Source organism: Micromonospora sp. NPDC049559, assembly GCF_040676675.1.
Classification (GTDB): Bacteria; Actinomycetota; Actinomycetes; order Mycobacteriales; family Micromonosporaceae; genus JBFAPK01.
The window spans coordinates 129567-149581 of sequence record NZ_JBFAPK010000011.1; the positions used below are offsets into that span (position 1 = coordinate 129567).

The 20015-nt window shown below is 73.9% G+C and carries 17 protein-coding genes; 8 read left to right on the plus strand and 9 right to left on the minus strand.

From position 1 onward, the window contains the following. Positions 1–41 precede the first annotated feature (41 nt). Positions 42–1052, plus strand: a complete 1011-nt coding sequence (locus AB0J86_RS15250; RefSeq protein ID WP_363857349.1) for a DUF5954 family protein — start codon at positions 42–44, stop codon at positions 1050–1052. A gap of 54 nt (positions 1053–1106) precedes the next feature. Next, positions 1107–1664, plus strand: a complete 558-nt coding sequence (locus tag AB0J86_RS15255) for a hypothetical protein (protein WP_363857350.1) — start codon at positions 1107–1109, stop codon at positions 1662–1664. Positions 1665–1772: 108 nt separating this feature from the next. On the opposite strand, the gene AB0J86_RS15260 is transcribed toward AB0J86_RS15255, so the two are convergent. From AB0J86_RS15260 to AB0J86_RS15290, 7 genes are all read right to left on the minus strand, one after another. Next, positions 1773–3074: a HAMP domain-containing sensor histidine kinase gene (locus AB0J86_RS15260; RefSeq protein WP_363857352.1), complete on the minus strand. Its 1302-nt coding sequence runs from the start codon at positions 3072–3074 to the stop codon at positions 1773–1775. Continuing rightward, positions 3071–3757, minus strand: a complete 687-nt coding sequence (locus AB0J86_RS15265) for a response regulator transcription factor (protein WP_363857354.1) — start codon at positions 3755–3757, stop codon at positions 3071–3073. Before AB0J86_RS15265 ends, AB0J86_RS15260 begins: the two co-directional genes overlap by 4 nt. 50 nt (positions 3758–3807) lie before the next feature. Next, entirely contained in the window at positions 3808–5094 is a 1287-nt protein-coding gene (locus tag AB0J86_RS15270; RefSeq protein ID WP_363857356.1) for a cation:proton antiporter, read from the minus strand. Positions 5095–5128: 34 nt separating this feature from the next. Continuing rightward, a complete protein-coding gene (locus AB0J86_RS15275; protein WP_363857358.1) occupies positions 5129–6502 on the minus strand; it encodes a cytochrome P450 in 1374 nt (457 codons plus the stop codon). Positions 6503–6542: 40 nt separating this feature from the next. Next, positions 6543–7652 (minus strand): alpha-hydroxy acid oxidase, encoded by a 1110-nt coding sequence (locus AB0J86_RS15280; protein ID WP_363857360.1) that lies wholly within the window; start codon positions 7650–7652, stop codon positions 6543–6545. An 11-nt stretch (positions 7653–7663) separates the two neighbouring features. Beyond that, positions 7664–9244, minus strand: a complete 1581-nt coding sequence (locus AB0J86_RS15285) for an NAD(P)-binding domain-containing protein (RefSeq protein ID WP_363857362.1) — start codon at positions 9242–9244, stop codon at positions 7664–7666. A 93-nt stretch (positions 9245–9337) separates the two neighbouring features. Next, a complete protein-coding gene (locus tag AB0J86_RS15290) occupies positions 9338–10849 on the minus strand; it encodes an aromatic amino acid ammonia-lyase (protein WP_363857364.1) in 1512 nt (503 codons plus the stop codon). A 73-nt stretch (positions 10850–10922) separates the two neighbouring features. Here AB0J86_RS15290 and AB0J86_RS15295 point away from each other — a divergent pair, with 73 nt between their 5' ends. From AB0J86_RS15295 to AB0J86_RS15310, 4 genes are all read left to right on the plus strand, one after another. Beyond that, positions 10923–12476, plus strand: a complete 1554-nt coding sequence (locus AB0J86_RS15295) for an NAD(P)-binding domain-containing protein (RefSeq protein ID WP_363857366.1) — start codon at positions 10923–10925, stop codon at positions 12474–12476. After that, positions 12463–14124: an AMP-binding protein gene (locus AB0J86_RS15300; protein WP_363857367.1), complete on the plus strand. Its 1662-nt coding sequence runs from the start codon at positions 12463–12465 to the stop codon at positions 14122–14124. The genes AB0J86_RS15295 and AB0J86_RS15300 overlap by 14 nt, the downstream gene beginning before the upstream one ends. Before the next feature lie 154 nt (positions 14125–14278). Continuing rightward, the gene (locus AB0J86_RS15305) at positions 14279–15043 is read left to right on the plus strand and encodes an SDR family NAD(P)-dependent oxidoreductase (RefSeq protein ID WP_363857369.1); all 765 of its coding nucleotides are present in this window, start codon (positions 14279–14281) and stop codon (positions 15041–15043) included. A gap of 150 nt (positions 15044–15193) precedes the next feature. Continuing rightward, positions 15194–15901, plus strand: coding sequence for an MFS transporter (locus tag AB0J86_RS15310; RefSeq protein ID WP_363857371.1), 708 nt, complete (start codon positions 15194–15196; stop codon positions 15899–15901). Between the two features lie 90 nt (positions 15902–15991). Here AB0J86_RS15310 and AB0J86_RS15315 read toward each other — a convergent pair whose 3' ends face one another. After that, on the minus strand, positions 15992–16720 hold the full coding sequence (locus tag AB0J86_RS15315; RefSeq protein ID WP_363857372.1) for a hypothetical protein: 729 nt from the start codon (positions 16718–16720) through the stop codon (positions 15992–15994). Between the two features lie 122 nt (positions 16721–16842). Here AB0J86_RS15315 and AB0J86_RS15320 point away from each other — a divergent pair, with 122 nt between their 5' ends. After that, complete coding sequence (locus tag AB0J86_RS15320; RefSeq protein WP_363857374.1) at positions 16843–17535, plus strand: hypothetical protein; 693 nt, start codon at positions 16843–16845, stop codon at positions 17533–17535. A gap of 194 nt (positions 17536–17729) precedes the next feature. Here AB0J86_RS15320 and AB0J86_RS15325 read toward each other — a convergent pair whose 3' ends face one another. Next, positions 17730–18797, minus strand: a complete 1068-nt coding sequence (locus tag AB0J86_RS15325) for a Gfo/Idh/MocA family oxidoreductase (RefSeq protein ID WP_363857376.1) — start codon at positions 18795–18797, stop codon at positions 17730–17732. 158 nt (positions 18798–18955) lie between these two features. Between AB0J86_RS15325 and AB0J86_RS15330 the strand changes: the two genes are divergently transcribed. Next, positions 18956–19975 (plus strand): LLM class flavin-dependent oxidoreductase, encoded by a 1020-nt coding sequence (locus tag AB0J86_RS15330; RefSeq protein ID WP_363857378.1) that lies wholly within the window; start codon positions 18956–18958, stop codon positions 19973–19975. Positions 19976–20015: the final 40 nt, after the last annotated feature.

Sequence of the window (20015 nt, forward strand, 5' to 3'; positions counted from 1 at the left end):
CGATGGGCGTGGATAGCCGGGCGACAAGGGACACTGCGTTCATGAGCCATCACGGAGAGCCCGTACCCGACCATTTACTGATCAAAATCGAGCATCGGGACGACCCCGTTTCGGCCGTCTCCGAGGACGACGCGGTACGCCGGTCGCTCGCCTACCCCAAGACGATGTGGGGAGCGCCGGTCTTCGGCGCCGCCGAGGAGGTCGACGGCCGGTGGCGGATCCTCAACCTCCTCGACGACTACCCGCAGGGCGCCCGGGACAGCCTCGCCTCCCACTTCCGGCGGCTGTTCAGCGAGGCTCCGGACACCCCGGAGAACGAGACCGCGCGCAACGAGTACCAGGCGGCGTTCGAGCTGCTCGACTGGGAGGTGGTCAACGATCTGACCGTGCACGGTCGGCGGTACCGGATCATCCGGGCGCAGCCCTTCATCCGCAGCGGCCCGGACGGGCCCGAACCACCGCGCCCCTCCGACCCGGACCCCTATCCGCCCGGCAGGACGCGCGACGTGCGGTCACCGGTGGAGGGGTTCGTCATCGACCCGGCCGCCGCGACCGGGCTCGCCGCCGGCCTGCTCCGCATGGAGATGAGCCCGGCGTTCTACAAGGCCGGAATGGTGCCGGACGACGTACGCGAGGATTCCCGCCGGGCGTTGGGCACCCACCCGAACGTGGTGCTTCTTCCGGTCGGCTTCACGATCGGTGAGCAGGTCGACGGCAGGTGGCAGCCACAGACCCCGGCCACGTACCCGACGCCGCAGGCCGCCCGCGACTCGGTGTTCCCCCGGTTCAGCGACATCATCCCGCACGAGAACGCGTCGATAGAGGAGATTCAGGCGGCGTACGCCCGGGCCCGAGCGGAGTTCGAGGCTCCCCGTACCGACGAGTTCGAGGTGAAGGGTGTCCGCTGCCGGGTGACCCGGGTCGAGTGTTTCATCCGGGTGGGCCCGGACGGCCCGGAGGGGCCACGGCCCTCCGACTGGGACCCGGAACCGCCGCCCGAGCTGCACGTCCAACAGCTCCGCGAGCAGGGCCTGATGCCCGACCCGGAGTAGTCGCCGCACGTTCACCGCCAGCCGCCGCCTGGTTCGACGCCGCGAGGAGATCCGATGACCCTGCCCCCGGTGTGGCTGCTCGACATCGACGGCGTGATCAACGCCGTCAGCAGGAAGCCCGACCGCGGTGTGTGGCCCGCCGACCAGTGGATCACCGGCGAGGCGAACGCCGACGGCGTCGACTGGCCGATCCTGGCCGCCCGCCCGGTCGTCGACTTCATCCGCGAGACGCACGAGTCAGGACGGGCCGAGATCCGCTGGCACACCACCTGGCAGCGGGACGCCGCCAACCTGGCGAAGCTGCTGGGCCTGCCGGAGTTTCCGGTGCAGCCGTGCCCCGAATTCGCCGCCGAGCGCCAGCTGCTGGCCGGTGCGGCCCCGGTCGGCCCCACCTGGTGGAAGCTGCCCGCCGCCGAGCGGGTGGTCGGCGACGAGGGACGCGCCCTGGTCTGGACCGACGACGACGCCCGGTGGGAACTGCGCGACCAGGACCGGGACGCCCTGTCCAGGCTCGCGCCGACGCTGATCGTGGCGCCGCGTACGCACCTCGGGCTGACCCGCAAGCAGTTGCGGAAGATCGACGCGTTCCTGACCGAGCAGGGCGGCGCATGACCCGCGCCGCGCATGGGCGGGGTCCGGCAGATCGGCGGGGTCCGGCAGATCGGCGCGGTCCGGCAGATCGGCCCCGTTCGGCAGGTCGTAGGGACCGGACCGGCGGGCTCAGCGGTCGACCGTCGTCGGCCCGGGGAGCCGGGTCACGGACGGCGCCGGGCTGGACCTGAGCGGCAGCCGTACGGCGAACCGGGCGCCCTGGCCCGGGTGGCTGCGGGCGTCGATGGTGCCGCCGTGGCCGGTGACCACCTCGCGCAGCAGCGCCAGCCCGAGCCCCGCGTGCCGCCTCTCCGGTCCCACCCCGCTGTGGAACCGGTCGAAGATGCGGTCGGCTGGGTCGAAGCCGCTGCCGGTGTCGGCGACCACCAGTTCGGCGACGTCGCCGTCGGCGGGACGGTGCACGGTCACGTCGATCCGCCCGCCGGCGGGCGTGTGCGTCAGCGCGTTGGTCAACAGCTCGCTGATCACCCGGCGCAGCGCCGACTCCACCCCCGGCACCGGCAGCGGCTCGTCGGGGCGGTCGAGGGTGAGCGTGACGCCCTGTTCGCCGGCGCGGTCGGTCTCGGCGACGACCGCGGTCTCGGCCAGTTCCGCCAGGTCCACCGGGGCGGTGGCCGGCTGGTCGCCCGGTACCGCCGCCAGCCGGGCGGAGAGCAGCAGGTCGTTGACGACCTCGCCGAGTCGTCGGGTGGTGCCGACCAGCCGGTCCAGCTCGGTACGGTAGTCGGCCGGAACTCCGGCGTTGCCGGCGCGCCGGGCGAGCACCTGGGCCCGGGTGTGCACCTGGGCGATGGGCGTACGCAGTTCGTGGCTGACGTCGGTGATGAACCGGCGCTGCCGCGCGAGCGCCTCGGCGAGGGGCGCGACGGCGAGCCGGCCCACCAGCAGTCCGCTGGCGATGGCGGCGAGCAGCCCGACCAGTTCGGCGACGGCGAGGGCGAGGAGCAGGTGGCGCCGGTCGGCGAGCTGGTACCGCGCGTCGAAGATCGCCTGGATCACGTCGTCGCCGCGGGGCTGGGTGAGGACGTGGTAGACGGTGCCGTTGCGCTCGATCACGGTGGTGCTCGACGTCCGGGTGGCGGCGGTGGTCTCCAGCGCGCCCGTGAGGGGGAAGCCGGGCGGCGCGGGCACCCGGCCGGTGACCAGCCGGCCGTCGTGGAGCAGGAAGAGCCAGGTGCATCCGGGTGGGCCGGAGGGGTCGCCCTGGGAGGCGGTGTAGGCGAGTTCCCGTTCGATCTGGCGCTCCTGGCCGCGTACGAGCACGCCGTAGCAGACGCCGCCGACCGAGGTGACCAGGACGGTCACCGCGAGTCCGACCAGTACGCCGACGCGCCGGCGGGCCCGGGCGACCACCGCGCGCTCGGCCGCGATCCAGGAGATTCCCGCCGGCGCCGAACGGCGGGCCCTCACAGCTCACCGAGCCGGTAGCCGAGACCGTGCACGGTACGGATCACCGTTCGGCCGAGCTTGCGGCGCAGGTAGTAGACGTACGTGTCCACGATGGAGGTGGCGGCGGCCTCGTCGAAGACCCGCCGGCGCAGCTCGGCCCGGGAGTGCACGGTCCTGGGGCGTACGGCGAGCACGCGGAGCAGCTCGAACTCCCGGGCGGAGAGGGCGACCCGGGAGCCGTCGGGGAGTACGACGTCCCGCAGGCCGAGGTCGATGCGACCGGCGCCGACCGGCAGGGCGTCGGCGCCGTCGGAGGTACGCCGGCAGAGCGCCCTGATCCGCGCGCTCAGCTCGTCCAGGTCGAACGGCTTGATCATGTAGTCGTCGGCGCCCGCGTCCAGGCCGGCGACCCGGTCGTCGACGGTACCGAGGGCGGTGAGCAGCAGCGCGCGGGCGCCGACGGCGCGGGAACGCAGCCGGGTCAGCAGGTTGAGCCCGTCGAGCGCCGGCAGCAGCCGGTCGATCACCATGACGTCATAGTTGCGGGTGAGCCCGAGGTGCAGGCCGCGCTGGCCGTCATGGGCGACGTCGATCAGGTAGCCCTCGTCGGCCAGCACCTCGGTCAGCAGGTCCGCGAGTTCCGCGTCGTCCTCGACGAGGAGCAGGCGGCGTACGGCCGGCGGGGCCTCGATTGCCTGTAGCACAGGTCGAGAATCCCACACCGACCAGGATACATAGACTGTGACCGATATCTCTATGCCGGGTCGACTCCGGATTGAACCGCCACCACCGGATCCCGCGTGTCACCTGGAACGGGGTTTTTCGCCTCCCGCCGCTCGATCCAGCTCAGCAGCGGCGTGGTCATCAGCGTGGTGACGAGGGCGACCAGCACCAGGGCGGTGAAGAGCGTCGGGTTGACGATTCCCGCCGACATGCCGACGTTGATGGCGATCAGCTGCATCAACCCCCGGGCGTTCATCAGCGCGCCGACCCGCAGCGCGACCCCCTTCGACTCGCCCCGCAACCGCGCCGCCGACCAGCAGGCGCCGAACTTGCCCACGATCGCGACCGTGACGCACCCGAGGCCGAAGAGCAGCACCGCCGGCTGGGCGAAGAGCCCGAACTCCGTGTGCAGCCCCGAGTAGGTGAAGAACAGCGGCAGGAAGACGATCTGGCAGACCGGGGTGGCGGTGGCGACCAGGCGGTCGGTACGGGGGTGGTGCGGCATGATCGCGCCGATCGAGAAGGCGCCGAAGACCGCGTACAGGCCGATCTCGTCGGTGTACCAGGCGACCGCGAAGAGCAGCGCCACCAGGCTGAGCAGCCGGGACTGGTCGCCGAGGCCGTCGTGGTGGACCAGCGCCCTGGTCAGCCGCCGGCCCACCGTCCAGAGCAGCAGCCCGAACAGGATCGCGCCGCCGACCGTGACGAGCGCCGGGCCGGGCCGGCCCGAGGCGGTGGCGAGCACGACGGCGAGCAGTATCCAGGCGACCGCGTCGTCGAGGGCCCCGCTGGCCAGGGCGAGCGAGCCGTGCCGGGTCCCCGCGTGCCCGCGTTCGGTGATGATCCGGGCGAGCATCGGGAAGGCGGTGATGGCGAGGGCGACGCCGACGAAGGCCGCGGTGACCCCGACGGAGGTCCCCCCGGCGACCACCGGCGCGTGCCCCGCCGCGCCGAGGACCAGCAGCACGCCGAGGCCGAGCGGCACGAGGACGCCGGCGATCGAGACCGTACCGGCGGTGCCGAGCAGCCCGTTGATCGGATGCGACGTGAACGCGTATCCGGCCTGGAACATGAAGATGACCAGACCGACCTGGCCCACGACGTACAGCACGGGGTAGAGCTGCTCCGGGAAGAGCGCGTCCTGGACGCCGGGGGCCAGCAGCCCGAGCAGCGACGGCCCGAGCAGGACGCCGGCCAGCATCTCGCTCACCACCGGCGGCTGACCCACCTTGTCCAGCAGCCACGTCACCGCCCGGCAGAAGAGCAGGATCGCCGCGACGGCGATGAAGAACCGTGGTGCCAGCTCAACCGGGGTCATGCCGAACCACCTTCCCGTGCCGAACCCGCCTCGGTCATGGCCGAACCTCCTCGAAGTAGCGGGCGCAGAGTCGTTGACGCCGCGCGTCGATCACCATCCAGCTGCCCAGCACCAGCTGGACGAGGCTGCGTCCCACGTCGGACCAGCGGTCCCCGCACCGCATCAGCCACCGCCGGGCGGGCCCGGGCGGCCGCGCGCCGGCCGGGACGAGGAAGCAGGGTCCGCGGTTCGGCAGCGAGCGGGTGTGCCGCACGGTGGAGACCAGGGCGTACCGGCGCAGCACCTCGCGGGTGACCGCGCGCATCATCACCGGGGCGACGCCGCGCGCCGGGCAGGCGCGGTTGGCCGCGACGCCGAACGGGACGAAGTGCGCGTCCCCCCGGCGTACGGTCAGCCAGCGGGTGGGGTCGAACGCGTCGTCGGCGGCCGGCCCGGTGCGCTGGAAGGCGAGGTAGTTGAAGAGCAGGACCGAGCCGGCCGGCAGCGTGACCGCCGCGTCCACCTCGATCGGCGCCGAGGTGATCCGGTGCGCCACGCCGAACAGCGGATGCACCCGCAGCGTCTCGTCGATCACCCGGTCCAGCACGCGGTCGCCCTCGCCGTCCAGGTCGTCCAGGGTGGCGAGCAGCTCGCGCCGGGTCGGCGGGTGCTGCGCGACGGCGAGCAGGAGGTGCGCCATCGCCTCGGACATCTGGACCACGGCGGTGTTGAAGAAGGCGCCCTGCAGGTACCAGGCCGTCTCCTCGGCGGTGAACGGCTCCGGCAGGGTGACCGGCGCGGTACCGGCCTCGACCCGGGCGCGCAGGTAGCGGGTGAGCCGCTCCCGTCGGTCCAGGTGCCGCAGCCCGCAGCACTTCAGCGCGGTGACCACGTCGTCGGCGTTGGCCACGATCAGCGCCCGGGCGTCGGGCGGGCACGCCTCGCCGAAGACGAGTTCGTGGTAGACCTCGGCCCAGATCGGCATCATCAGGTCGCGCAGCCGTACCCGGCTGGTCCGGCCGGCCGGCAGCTCGTCGAGGACGCGTCGGGCCGCCGCGCCGGCCAACTCGGTCGACCGGGCGTGCGGCACCGCGAGCACCCGTCGGGTCGTACGGGCCACCGCCCGGTACCGCTCGCCCGGCTCCAGGTGCTCCTGGTGCATCTGCGGGCCGGGCGCCAGCCAGTACCAGAACAGGTCGGAGAGGCCGGCGCCACGGCTGCGCCCGTCGGCGGCCGGGTGCGCGTAGACCCGTTCGAAGTGCTCGGGGCCGACCAGGGGTCCCGGCACCGGGATCCCCTCGGCGCCGTTCACCCGCGTGAAGATCCGTTCCCGGAGCCGGACCACCGCCGGCGGCAGCCACCGGGGCAGGGTCCACGCCACCGCGAGGACGGCCACCACGGTGCTGAGAAGCACGAGCGGCGCGCTCATCGCGGCACCCGCGTGATGCGGAGGAGCACGAGCGGCACGCTCATCGCGGCACCCGCGTGATCATGTCCGGGGTGAGGTCGGCGGGGCGGACCGCGCCGGCGAGCGCCATCGCCCGGGCGAGGTCGGCGCGGAGCAGGTCGAGCACCTGGCGTACCCCGGACTCGCCCCGCGCCGCGAGCCCCCAGAGGGCCGGTCGGCCGATCCCGACCGCGGCGGCGCCGAGCGCCAGCGCCGTGAGGACGTCCGTGCCGCGGCGGACCCCGCCGTCGAGTAGGACCGGTATCCGCCCCCGCACCGCGTCGACGACCGCCGGCAGCGCGTCGACGCTGGCCGGTACGCCGTCCAGTTGCCGCCCGCCGTGGTTGGAGACGAGCACGGCGTCGGCCCCGTACGCGACGGCGAGCTCGGCGTCGGCCGGGTGGAGGACTCCCTTGAGCACGATGGGCAGTCGGGTCCGCTCGCGCAGCCAGCCGACGCGCGCCCAGTCGAGGTCGGCGTCCATGACGATGTCCCGGACCCGCCCGGTCTCCGGGTCCCGCATGTTCTCGCAGCGCAGGCCGGGCGGCAGGTCGAGGAAGCCGTTGCGCAGGTCCCGCTCGCGGCGCCCGAAGACCGGCGAGTCGACGGTGACGACCAGGGCCCGGCAGCCGGCGTCCTCCACCCGTCTGAGCAGCGACTCGGTGAAGCCGAGGTCCGGCTGCGGGTAGAGCTGGAACCAGAGGCGCGGCGGCCGGCCGGCCGCGTCCGTCGCCCCGGCGACCGCCTCGACCGCGGTGGTGGCCGCCATGCTCACCACCATCACGGTGTCGGCGGCCGCGACCGCCCGGGCGCACGCCAGCTCCCCGTCCGGGTGGGCCAGCCGGTGGAAGGCGGTCGGGGAGACCAGCACCGGCATGGAGAGCGCGTCCCCGAGCAGTTCGGTGCGCAGGTCGCGGTCGCCCCCGCCGCGCAGCACCCGGGGCAGGATCCGGTACCGGTCGAAGGCCGCCTCGTTGTCGCGCAGGGTGCGCTCGTCGCCGGAACCACCGGCGAAGAAGTCCCGGTGGACCGGATCGAGCCGCTCGCGGGCCTCCTGCCACAGGTCCCGGAGGTTGACCAGGGGGCCCGCGCCGGCCGTGGGATTGCGGCGCGGGCCCGCCTGATCCGTCACCGCGGGCATGGTCAGCCCACGGTGCCGTCTAGGCAGCGGTCCAGGAACGCGACCAGCGGCGCCCGGTGCACGTCCGGCCGGTCCCACCGGTTCTCCAGGTTCTCCGCGAGGTGGTGGACCGCGAGCACCCGGCCGTCGCGGTGGTACCGGACCACCGGATGCAGGTACGCCGCGTCGTGCGCCTGGCCGACCACGTCCTGGGCGATCCGCCCCACCGAGATGTCGAACGGGTCGACCCGGTCGTGGTCGGGGCCGTACTCCAGCGTGACGACGAAGGCGTGCTCGACCGGGTGGTCCGCGGCGGCGAGCCCGGTCCCGGCGAAGTACTCGACCGGCACCTCCTCGTGGTAGCGGGCGTCCGTGCCGGCCACCGTCACCACGTCGGCGAGCACCCCGAACTGCTGCCAGAGGCCGGAGCTGCGGTTGACCCGCTCGATGATCGCGTCGGCCGCCGACTCGGCGGTGGCGTCGAGCTTCTCGGCCGGCCAGGGGGTGTCGTGGTACCGCCGTTCGAGGATGCGGTGCAGGGCCCGCACCGCGTACCGGAAACCGTGGATGAACCCGTTGGTCGACCTCTTGAAGTCCCGCTCCTGGGAGAGCGTGCCGGCGAAGTACAGGCCCGGCACGTTCACCGACTCCCACTCGGCGGTCTGGGCGGGGAACCGGTCGTTGATCACCAGCGCCGGGCGACAGCCGTCGTCGAAGATCGACGGGTCGAACCGGAAGCCGGTGCAGGCCAGCACCCGGTCGTAGCGCAGCTCCTTGGTGACCTCGTCCACCCGGGAGAAGCTGAAGGTCACCCGGTAGCCGTCCGCGTCCCGCTCGATCCGCCGGACGTTGCCGTCGAGGATCGCGTTGGCCGACTTGAGCTGGTACGTGTCGAGGAAGTTGTTGTTCACCGCCCGCAGGTGCCCGACGTAGTGGGTGCGCCACGCCATCCGGATCGAACTCGGCCCCGCCACGTGCACCAGCGTGGTGGTCTCCATCAGGTTGTCCGCCGTCTCGAACGCGGAGTTGCCCTTGCCGATGATCAGCACCCGCTGGTCGAGGAAGTCGCGCGGGTCGACCGACATCTCGTCGTACCGATCCGCGTGCTCGATGCCGGGGATCGGGGCGACGTACGGCTGGGAGACGCCGGTCGCCACGACGACCCGGCGCGCCCGGCGGGTCGTACCCGTCTGGTCGGTGACCTCGAAGCCGCCGTCCGCGGCCCGGGCGACCCGCACCACCCGGCTGCCGTACCGGACCCGCGCGCCGGTGGCCGCCGCGAAGTCCGCCAGGTACCGCAGCATCACGTCCGCCTGCGGGAAGTAGCGCTCGGTGTACCGGGTGAACCGCAGCGCCGGATCGTCGCTGAGCAGCGAGTTCCAGTCCAGCCGCAGGTTGAGTTCCGGGTCGTCGGAGCCGGTGTGCGGCTTGTTGATGGAGATCAGCTGACGGTGCCGCGGGTAGCGGGCGAAGAAGGCGCCGGGGATCTCGGCCGACTCCAGCACCAGGTAGTCCCGCCGGCCGTCCCGTTCCAGCAGGGCCGCGAGCTGCAGCCCGGCCGGACCCGCCCCGATGATCAGATAGTCGAGCGTCTCTGCGGTCACGCGGAGGAACGTACGAAGCAGAATTCAGAGAAAAATCAATCCGCGGCCCGGCGGGAACGCTCGCGGGCCTCGCCCGGGGCGCGCCGGCGGCGGCTACGCCGGCTCGACCAACTGGTCAAGCAGGTCGGCGGCGCGAACCACGTCCGCGTCGAGCGGCCGGTCCGGGTCGATCGCCGGTACCGCCTCGACGAGCCGGTCCAGCACCGCGGCGCAGGCGGGGGCGGTCGGGGTACGCGCGCCGACGTGCACGGCCTGCCGCAGCCCGACCGCGAGCGAGCCGCAGATCAGCCGGAGCAGCCGGGCCTGGTCCACGGCGCGCAGCGCGGCCTGGGTGCCGAACGGCACCACGTCCTGGTTGTGCAGGTTTGTCGGCAGGCTCTGCATGCTCGCGGGCGTGGCGTTGCGCCGGATCTCCGCGACCAGCGCGGTCGACGCCAGCTGCACGCCCTGCAGCCCGTGCTGCCGCCCCGGACCGGCGGCCAGCATGGGCGGCAGCCCGCCGTTGCGCGCCGGGTCGACCAGCAGGTCCAGCTGCCGCTCGACGAGGTTGCCCAGCTGCGCGGTCACGGTCGCCAGCACGTCGGCGGCGAAGGCCGCGGGCTGGCCGAAGAAGTTGCCGCCGTGCAGCACCAGGTCGTCGTCCGGGAAGAACAACGGGTTGTCGCTCACGCCGCGCAGGTCCGCCTCCACCACGCCGTCGACGTACCGCAGCGCCCCCTCGGCCGCACCGAGCAGCTGCGGGGTGCAGCGGATGCTGTACGCCTCCTGGAGCGGACGCCCGCCCGACGGCACCGCGCCGGCCAGGTACCCGCGCATCCGGGCGGCGAGGTCGACGGCGCCGGGGTGGGCGTACGCGGCCAGCAGCCGGGGGTGCAGGAACTGGCCGGGATCGCACCCGAGCACGTCGACGAGCAGGCAGGTCAGCAGCGCGGCCACCCGGTGGCAGCGGCGGACGCCGTCCAGGGCGAGCGCGGTCGCGGCCGTGGTCAGCGAGGTGCCGTTGACCAGCGCCAGCGCGTCGCGCCCGTCGAGGGCGAGCGGGGTCAGGCCGGCCCGGGCCAGCGCCTCGGCCGCCGGCAGGCGCTCCCCGTCCAGATAGGCCCAGCCCCGGCCGCGCAGCGACTGGGTGGCGTAGGCGAGCGGGATGAGGTCGCCGCTGGCCCCGACCGAGCCGAGGCGCGGCATCGCCGGTACGAACGTCGTCGCCAGCATCGCGGCGAGCCCCTCGACGACCCGTACCGAGGCGCCGGACGCCCCCTGGGCGAGCGACCAGACCCGGACCAGCATCGCGGCCCGCACGACCGCCGGATCGAGGTCCGGGCCGTGGCCCGCGCCGAGGTGGGCCAGGGTGTTGTCGCACTGGTCGGCCTCGTCGTCCCGGCCCGCGAAGCCGACGAGCGCACCGAACCCGGTGGTGGCGCCGTAGACGGGGCGGTCCTCGCCGAGGACCGCCCGCAGGTGGTCGCGGGAGCGCCGCACCCGGTCCCGCACCGCGGCGGTGATCTCGATGGAGACCTCGGACGCGGCCCCGCGCAGGTCGGCCACCCGCAGCGGTCGGGCCAGGTCGACGGGGTGGGCCGCTCCGGTCGCGGTCTGGGTCGTCATCCGGCGAAGGTAGCGGCGGAATCTCAGAACGAATCTGATTTATCTCTGATGACCGGCCGCTAGCGTCCGGCGGATGACGCACGATTACCTGATCATCGGCGCCGGGCCCGCGGGGCTGCAACTCGCCGCCCTGCTCGAACGCGACGGTCGTGACTACGTCGTACTGGAGGCCGGGGCCGCACCGGGGACGTTCTTCACCACGTACCCGCGACACCGCACGCTGATCTCCATAAACAAGGTCTACACCGGCTCGGACGATCCCGAGTTCAACCTCCGGATGGACTGGAACTCGCTGCTCGGCGACGAGACCACCCCGCTGTTCACCAGCTACAGCCGGCGCTACTTCCCGGCCGCCGACGACCTGGTGCGCTACCTGGCCGACTTCGCCGCCGCGACCGGGGTACGCGTGGCCTACGGGACCCGGGTGGTCCGGGTCAGCCGCGACGGCGACGGGTTCCGCGTTCTCGACGCCGACGGCCGCGGCTGGCGGGGCCGCCGGCTGGTGGTCGCGACCGGTGTCTCGCGGCTGCACGTACCGGCGATCGAGGGAATCGAGACCGCCGAGCGGTACGACACGGTCAGCGTCGACCCGCGCGACTTCGTCAACCAGCGGGTCATGATCATCGGCAAGGGCAACTCCGGGTTCGAGACGGCCGACGCGCTGGTGGAGACCGCCGCCGTCGTGCACGTGGCCGGGCCGCACTCGGTCCGGTTCGCCTGGCAGTCGCACTACGTCGGGCACCTGCGGGCCGTGAACAACAACTTCCTCGACACGTACCAGTTGAAGTCGCAGAACGCGGTGCTCGACGGCACGGTCGAGAGCATCCACCGCCGCCCCGAGGGCGGCTACCTCGTCCGGTTCCGGTACGCCCGCACGGTCGAGGCGATCCGGGAGATCGAGTACGACCGGGTGATCGCCTGTACCGGCTTCCGCTTCGACGCGGGCATCTTCGACGACAGCTGCCGGCCCCGGCTGGTCATCGACGACCGCTTCCCCGAGCAGACGCCGGCCTACGAGTCGACCTCCGTGCCCGGCCTGTACTTCGCCGGCACGCTCACCCAGCAGCGCGACTTCAAGCGCTCCACCAGCGGATTCATCCACGGCTTCCGGTACGGCACGCGGGCACTGCACCGCATCCTCGGCGCCCGCTACCACGACGTGGCGTGGCCGGCCACCCGGCTGGAGGCGACCCCCGAGGCGGTCACCGACGCGATCATCGCCCGGGTCAACCGCTCGTCCGCGCTCTGGCAGCAGTTCGGCGTGCTCGCCGACGTCGTGACGGTACGCGGGGAGGCCGCGTACCACCACGAGGAGGTGCCGGTGGCGTACCTCGCCGACGGCGGGCTCGGCGGCGACCCCGCCTTCGCGGTCACGCTGGAGTACGGGGCGGACCACGACACCGTGGACCCGTTCGACGTCTCCGTACCCCGCCCCGCGGAGAACGACGCGGAGGCCGCGCACCGCGCCACGTACCTGCACCCGGTCGTCCGGTACCACCGCGACGGGGCGGTGGTCGCGGTGCACCACCTGGCGGAGAACCTGGAGAACCAGTGGAACCTGGTCGGCGTCCACCAGCAGCCACTGGCCGTCTTCGTCAAGGAATGCCTGGCCGATGGCGCCCGCTGAACCGGGCTACCCGCGGGCCGTACTCGACCTGCTCGCCGCCGGCCGGGACCGCCCGGTCTTCGAGCACGGCCCGCGTACCGTCACCGCCGACGAGATGGCCGAGCTGATCGCCCGGATCGGCACCGGCCTGCGGGACGCGGGGATCGGGCCGGGTGACGGGGTCGCCATGGCCCTCGGCGTCTCGCCGGAGGCGTTCGCCGCCATCGTCGCGGCGCAGGTGGTGGGCGCCCGGGTGGCCGGGGTACGCCCCGGGCTGACCGGCGGCCAGCTGCGGCACCTGCTCGGCCAGGAGATCGCCGCGGCGGTCGTCGACCCGTCGACCGCGACCCCGGCGCTGCGGTCGGCCGCCGCCGGGCTCCCGCTGCTGGCGGTCGGCCCGGTCGACGGGCTCGCCGACCTCACCGCCGCCCGGCCCGACCCGGTTCCGCCGGTGCCCGCCGGACGACCGGACGACGTCGCCCGGGTCATCTACACCAGCGGCAGCACCGGCAACCCGAAGGGCTGCGTCCAGACGTACGCCGCGCTCGGTGCCGCCTGGGCGCCCCACCCGGACCGGTGGCCCCCGGCCGTCCGCGCCCTCGCCGCCAACCTCGACCGCTACCTGGTCTTCGGCTCGCTCAGCAGCCAGGTGATGCTGGAGTACGGCATCCTCACCCTGGCCGCCGGCGGCACCCTGGTCGTCGCCGAGCCGCCCCGGGAGCCGGAGCCCTTCTTCCCCGCCGCGATCGTCCGGCACCGGGCCACCGCCAGCGTGATCACCGTGCCCCGGCTGTCGAAGCTGGTGGCGATCCAGCGCACCAACCCGGTCGACCTGGGCACGCTGCGCGCCCTGCTGGTCTCGGGCTCCCCACTCGACCCGACCCGGCTCGCCGAGGCGATCTCCGTGCTCGGACCGGTCGTCTACCACGGCTACGGCCAGACCGAGACCGGCATGATCTCGATGATGACCCCGGCGGAGCTGACCGCCGCCCCGCGCGTCTCCTCGTTGGCGGCCCCCGCCCCGGCGGACCCGGCCGTCCTCACCCCGGCGGACCGGGGCCTCCCCGCCTCGGCCGACCGGGCCGTCCTCACCCCGGCGGACCGGGTGCCGGACGTCCTCGCCTCGGTCGGCCGGCCACCGGACGCCGTCGAGGTGCAGATCCGCGACGCCGAGGGCCGACCGGTGGCAACCGGCGTCGAGGGGGAACTCTTCGTGCGCACCCCGGCCCAGGCGAGCGGCTACTGGGGCGACCCGACGGAGACCGCCGAGGTCTTCGTCGACGGCTGGGTACGCACCCGCGACCTCGCCCGGCTGGACGCGGACGGGTACCTCTACCTGCTGGGGCGTACCCGGGATGTGGTCATCGTGAACGCCAACCTCGTGTACGCCGGACCGATCGAACGCGTCCTGGCCGCCCACCCGGACGTGGCCGAGGCGTACGTGGTGGCCGTCCCGGACGAGGAGACCGGCGAGGCGGCACACGCCTTCGTCGTACCCGCTCCGGGCCGGCGGCCGGACCCGGACGCGCTGCGGCGGCTGGTACGGGAGCGCCTCGGCGAGGCGAGCGTCCCCCGCGACGTCGCCGTCGTCGCCGAGGTGCCCGTCTCCCCCGCCGGCAAGCCCGACAAGCGCCGCCTGCCAACCGATACGCTCCCCGCCCGGCCGTGACCCGCGCGGGCCGCCCACCGGGGCCACCGGGCCGGGCCAGCCGGGCCGGGTGGACGCGGGCCAGCCCTCGGAGTGCGCCGCCTTTCCGCCCGAATCCGGATCACCGCGCTCCCGGTGCCGGTACCGTGCGGAACAACGGGGCGAGAGGAAGCGGATGGGCACGCTCGACGACAAGGTGGTGATCATCACCGGCACCGGCGGCGGCATGGGCCGCACCGCCGCGCTGGTCTTCGCGCGGGAGGGCGCGAAGGTTGTCGGCTGCGACATCCAGGCCGCCGGCAACGACGAGACGGCCGAACTCGTACGCCGCGGCGGCGGCGAGATGACCGCCATCGCACCGGTCGACCTTACCGACCCCGAGCAGGCCCGGCGGTTCGTCGAGGAGGCCGCGGGCGCCTACGGCGGGCTCGACGTGGTCTACAACAACGCCGCCTCGCTGCGCTTCGGCCCGATGCCCGACTACTCCGTCGAGGATTGGCGGGCGACCATCGCCGGCGAACTCGACATCCCCTTCTTCGTCTCGAAGTTCGCGTGGCCGCACCTGGTCCGGCGCGGCGGCGGCGTCATCATCAACGTCGCCTCCATGGCCGGGATGATCGCCGGCGAGGTTCCCCCGATGGTCGGGCACTGTGCGGCGAACGCCGCCATCATCGGCATGACCCGGCAACTCGCGCTCGAAGGCGCGCCGGCCGGGATCCGGGTGCTGGCCATCAGCCCCGGTCCGGTCCTGACCCCGGCCAGCGACCGCGACCTCGGGGACAACCAGGCCGCCCGGGACGCGATCACCCGCAAGACCCTGCTCAAGCGCTTCGCCCAGCCCGAGGAGGTCGTCGAGCTGGGCGCCTTCCTTGCCTCCGACCGGGCGGCGTACCTGACCGGTGCCAACATCCCGGTCGAGGGCGGCGCCACCGCCTGGTAGCCCGCCACCGTCCGGAACCGGGCCACCGGCTGGTAGTCCGCCGCCGTACGGAAGCTTGCCGCCGTACGGCAGCGCGAGCGGGCCGCCCGCCGACGAGCGGGGCCAGCCGCCACATCGGTCGGTGCCTGCACGGCGCACTACACTCGCCGGGTGACCTCACCCGGATACCCGGCGTCGACCCCCCAACCGCCGGTGGTACGCCCACTTTGGTCGCTCGCCGGCCCGGCGCTCGGCGCACTGCTCGCCGCCGGGCTGCTCACCGCCCCCATCGGGACGCTGGGCGGAACGATCCAGCGCAGCCTGCACCTCTCCGCCGGGGGCATGGCGGCGACGCTGGTCGCGCCGTACGTGGTGGCGACGGCGGCTCTGGTCGTGCCCGGCCACCTGCTCGGCCGGCGGTGGCCCACCGCGACCGCGGCCCCGGCACTGGTGCTCGTACTCCTCGGGAGCCTGGTGAGCGCGTTCGCGCCGGGTGCGGCGGTGCTGGCGGTCGGGCAGGTGCTCGCCGGGCTCGGCGCCGGGACCGTGCTCGGCGTCGCCTTCGCCATCTCCGGTCAACTGGGTCGCTGGCGTAGCCGGGCGCGGCTGGTGCTCGGCATCGCGCTCGGCGTCGCCCTCCTGATCGGACCCGTCATCAGCAGCGTGCTGACCCGGGCGCTGGACTGGCGGATCGCGTTCATGGTCGACGTGCCGGTGGCCGCGCTCGCGCTGGCCGCCACCGCGGCGAGCGGCATCGCCCTGATGGTCCTGGGCGGGTCCCGGTCGAACCCGCCGGCCGCCGCCCCCGCGACCGCGCCGCAGCCCGGCGACCCGACGCAGCCCGGCGACCCGACGCAGCCCGGCGACCCGACCCGCTGACGCCCCCGACCCGACCGCCGAGGCGGACGGTCGGGCCGGCACCGTCCACACCGGCGTCCGGGAGCCGTGGGTCACCGCCGGGCTGCCTCCTCACAGGTGGGCGACGACTCCCCGCACCACCACGTAGGTGACCAGGATGCCGGGACTCGCCGCCACGGCGACGACGAGCAGCAGGATCGCGCCGGCGTCCGACCAGCGCCAGTGCCGCCAACCGGCCTCGGCGACGATGCGGACGAGCGTGGCCACCGCCACCAGCACGACCAGCACGCCGAGCAGCCAGCAGCCCAGGACCGTCCAGCCCTGCCGGCTTCCGGGCCACGCCTCCTGGCCCACGAGAACGATCCCGGTCAGCAGCCCGCTGGTCAGCGCCAGGGCGGCCGGTTGCCACGTCGGCCGCCACCGGACCGGTCGTACCGGTGGCGCGGGCGGTCGTGCGGGCCGCGCGTACCCGGGCAGCGATGCCGCCCGGGGCGGCGCGGACGGGATCGGCGGCGACGGTGCCGGGCCGGGCGGCGCGGACGCGGCGGTCCCGGCGGGTCGGGTCGAATCCTCGGCGGGACCGGTCGGGCCCTCGGCAGGCCACATTGGAGTGTCGGCGGGACGGGCCGGACTCTCGGCGGGACGGATCGCGGAATCGGCCGAACCGGCCGGGGGTGCCGCCGGGGGTGTTTCACCGGCCCGGGGCGGCGCCGAACGTCCGGCGTCCGCCTCCCGCCGGGAACGCCGGGCCTGGGCGACGGTGGCGATGGTCCCCACGACGCCGGCCACGGTGCTGACGGCGGCGAGCACGAGGTTCAGCAGCGCGGTCGGGTCTGTCACGCCCCCATCCTGGCAAAGGAATTCGACCGCTGTCGTTCGACCTTTCCGCCCGACGCAACGGCGTTCGCTAGTGCCCTGACCAGAAACGTTGACCGTGTCGGCCATGGCACTAGGCTCCACTGATGCGTCCGGAAGCCGTTCTCGAACAGACCAACTGGCGGGCACTGGCACACAGCCACGGGCCAGCCTGGCCGGAGACGCCGCGACTCCTGGCGGGGCTACTGACCGGTGACCGTGACGACGCGCGGCGGGCTCTCTCCCACCTGTGGGAGGAGTTGTTTCACCAGGGCACCTTCTACGAGGCGACACCCGCGGCGGCCCGGTTCGTCGCCGTGGCGCTGGCCGACCCGCGGGTCCGGGCCCAGCCCGGCCCCACCCGCGAATATGGTGACGGACCGCTGCGGGCCGCACTGCTGCTCTGGCTGTCCCAGCTCGGCTACGCGATGGGTGTCCAGTGGCGGGAGTGGTTCGGCGATGACGCCGCCGGAGGCGAGAACATCGGCGGTCCGCTCCGCCCGATGCGGCCGCGACTCTACGCCGTGGTCACCGCCTGCCTCGACGACCCCGACGAGAACGTGCGCGACGCCGCCCTCATCGCCGCTGTGAACCTGGCCTCCGCACCCGAACTCACCCCGCACCGCGCTGCCCTGTCCGCCCGCGTCAGAGCCGCTATCGCCGCCGACCCGCACTGGCGTCACACCGAAACCGCAGTGCTCAACCTGCGTTATTGGGGTGAGCACGACCTTCGTTGGACGGAGCCCGCGATGCCGGCCTACGAGCCGCGGCAGGGCATCTACGATGACGCCCCTTTCTAGTGCTCTGACCAGAAACGTACACGGCGTTGGATGACACGCCGCTCGACCCGCGGGGCTCGCCTCCGCTGGTGGGAACACCGTGCAACGCCGCGAACGCGCCCGGATCCGCTCCGAACGCCAGCACCGATGGGGTCAGACCGCACGGGCAGCGGCCTGACCAACACCGTCAACGTTTCTGGTCAGGGCACTAGGGCTCAGCGGGTCGGCGGTACCGGCAGCGTCACGCCCCGGGCCGCGGCCTCGTGGGCCAGCTCGATCAGCGCCACCACCTCGACCGCGTCGGCCGGGTCGACCGGCATCGGGCCGCCGCCGGTCAGCGCCGCCGCGACCCGCGCGTAGAACTCCTGGTAGCGCCCGTTCTCGGTGGGCACCGTGGGCGCTTCGCCGTCGGCGCCCAACCGGCCGTACGCCGACGGGTCGACCCGGCTCCAGGACGGGTCGTCCGGCCGGTGGCCGGCGCGCAGCAGCGCCTCCTGGACGTCCAGTTCGTCGACGACGTACGCGGCCCGGTCGCCGAGCACCCGCAGCCGCGGGCCGGTCTGCGCGGCCACCGCGCTCATCCAGAGGTGCGAGCGGACCCCGCCGGTGTGGGTCAACGCGACGAAGGCGTCGTCGTCCACCTCGACCCCGGGCCGCCGCCGGTCCACCTCGGCGTAGACCCGCTCGGCCGGCCCGAACAGGCGGAGCGCCTGGTCGATCAGGTGCGCGCCGAGGTCGAACAGCGCACCGCCCGCCTCGCCGACGGCGCCGGACTCCCGCCAGCCCGGCTTGATCGCCGGTCGCCACCGCTCGAACCGGGACTCGAAGCGGTGGACCCGGCCCAGGCGCCCCTCTTCGACCAGCCGCCGTACGGTCAGGAAGTCGCCGTCCCAGCGGCGGTTCTGGAACACCGTGAGCGGTACCCCCGCCGCGGCGGCCTCCCCGACCAGCGCCCGCCCCTCGGCCGAGGTGGGCGCGAGCGGCTTGTCCACCACCACGGGCAGGCCGGCGCGGATCGCCGCCCGGGCCAGCGGCACGTGCTGCCGGTTCGGGGTGGCGACCACGACCAGGTCCACCGTCTCCGCGGCCCGCCACAGCTCGTCGGCGTCGGCGAGGAGCCGGGCGTCCGGGTGGTCGGCCCGCACCTGCTCGCGCCGACCCGGGTCGCGGGTCACCACGGCGTCCAGCCGCAGCCCCGGCGTCGCGGCGATCAGCGGGGCGTGGAACACCCGCCCGGCCAGCCCGTACCCCAGGAGCCCCACCCGCAGCGGCGCCCGCGTCATGTCGTTCCCCCTCTTCCCCGGTGCGTCCCCGAATCTACCGAGCGCGCCCGGCGGCGGCGCGGAGGTTCCCCCGGTGAGCGCTCTGCCTGTTTTCCGATCGGTTAAGGGGACTATGGTTACGCCGTCGCCGTCGCCGTCCGACCGTGCCGGAGGAGCCCGTGCCCGTACCCTCGACCCCGCTGCGGAAGCTCGGCTTCCTCACCATCGGCCTGTTCGACGAGGCCGACCCGCGCGCGGGCCACGAGTCGACGCTGGAGCTCATCGTGCTGGGCGAGCGGCTCGGCTTCGACAGCGCGTGGGTGCGCCACCGCCACCTGCAGTACGGCATCTCCTCGCCGATCGCCGTCCTGGCGGCGGCCTCGCAGCGCACCAGCCGCATCGAACTCGGCACCGCGGTCATCCCGCTCGGCTGGGAGAACCCGCTGCGCCTCGCCGAGGACCTGGCCACCGTCGACGTCCTCTCCGGCGGTCGGCTCAACCCGGGAGTGAGCGTCGGGCCGCCGATGCACTACAACCGCGTACGGGGATCGCTGTACCCGGACACCGCCGACGCCGAGGAGTTCGGCTATCCCCGGGTACGGCGCCTGCTCGACCTTGTCCGGGGCGAACCGGCCAGCGACTTCGAGGGCGTCGAGGGCGTCGAGGTGTACTCCCGGCGGGTGCAGCCCCACTCCCCCGGTCTCGCCGGCCGGATGTGGTACGGCGCCGGCAGCCTCCGCTCGGCCCGCTGGGCCGGCGAGCAGGGCATGAACCTGCTCACCAGCAGCGTGGTGAAGGCCGAGGAGTCGACGGACTTCGCCGAGATCCAGCTCGCCCAGATCCGTACCTTCCGGGCCCACCACCCGGACGGCGACCGGGCCCGCGTCTCCCAGGGCCTGGTCGTCATCCCCACCGACACGGCCACCGCCGACCAGCGCGCCCGCTACGAGGAGTACGCCCGGCAGCGCGCGCCCCGGACCGCGTCGCCGCAGGGACCGGCCCGGATGATGTTCGCACCCGACCTCGTCGGCCCGGCCGAGGTGATCGCCGAGCGCCTGTCCGCGCACGCCGCGTTCCGCGAGGTGACCGAGGTCGCCTTCGCCCTGCCGTTCACCTTCGCACCCGCGGACTACGTCCAGATCCTCACCGACATGGCGAGCCGGCTCGGCCCGCTGCTCGGCTGGCACCCCGCCGGGTAGGTCCAGCCGAACGCGTTTGACCGGGGGTTGAGCGGGAACG

Excerpts from the sequence above, each read along its gene's own strand:
- AB0J86_RS15250 (WP_363857349.1), top strand. The coding sequence starts at position 42 with ATGAGCCATCACGGAGAGCCCGTACCCGACCATTTACTGATCAAAATC.
- AB0J86_RS15290 (WP_363857364.1), bottom strand. The coding sequence starts at position 10,849 with ATGACGACCCAGACCGCGACCGGAGCGGCCCACCCCGTCGACCTGGCC.
- AB0J86_RS15295 (WP_363857366.1), top strand. The coding sequence starts at position 10,923 with ATGACGCACGATTACCTGATCATCGGCGCCGGGCCCGCGGGGCTGCAA.
- AB0J86_RS15305 (WP_363857369.1), top strand. The coding sequence starts at position 14,279 with ATGGGCACGCTCGACGACAAGGTGGTGATCATCACCGGCACCGGCGGC.
- AB0J86_RS15270 (WP_363857356.1), bottom strand. The coding sequence starts at position 5,094 with ATGACCCCGGTTGAGCTGGCACCACGGTTCTTCATCGCCGTCGCGGCG.
- AB0J86_RS15300 (WP_363857367.1), top strand. The coding sequence starts at position 12,463 with ATGGCGCCCGCTGAACCGGGCTACCCGCGGGCCGTACTCGACCTGCTC.
- AB0J86_RS15325 (WP_363857376.1), bottom strand. The coding sequence starts at position 18,797 with ATGACGCGGGCGCCGCTGCGGGTGGGGCTCCTGGGGTACGGGCTGGCC.
- AB0J86_RS15255 (WP_363857350.1), top strand. The coding sequence starts at position 1,107 with ATGACCCTGCCCCCGGTGTGGCTGCTCGACATCGACGGCGTGATCAAC.
- AB0J86_RS15275 (WP_363857358.1), bottom strand. The coding sequence starts at position 6,502 with ATGAGCGCGCCGCTCGTGCTTCTCAGCACCGTGGTGGCCGTCCTCGCG.
- AB0J86_RS15320 (WP_363857374.1), top strand. The coding sequence starts at position 16,843 with ATGCGTCCGGAAGCCGTTCTCGAACAGACCAACTGGCGGGCACTGGCA.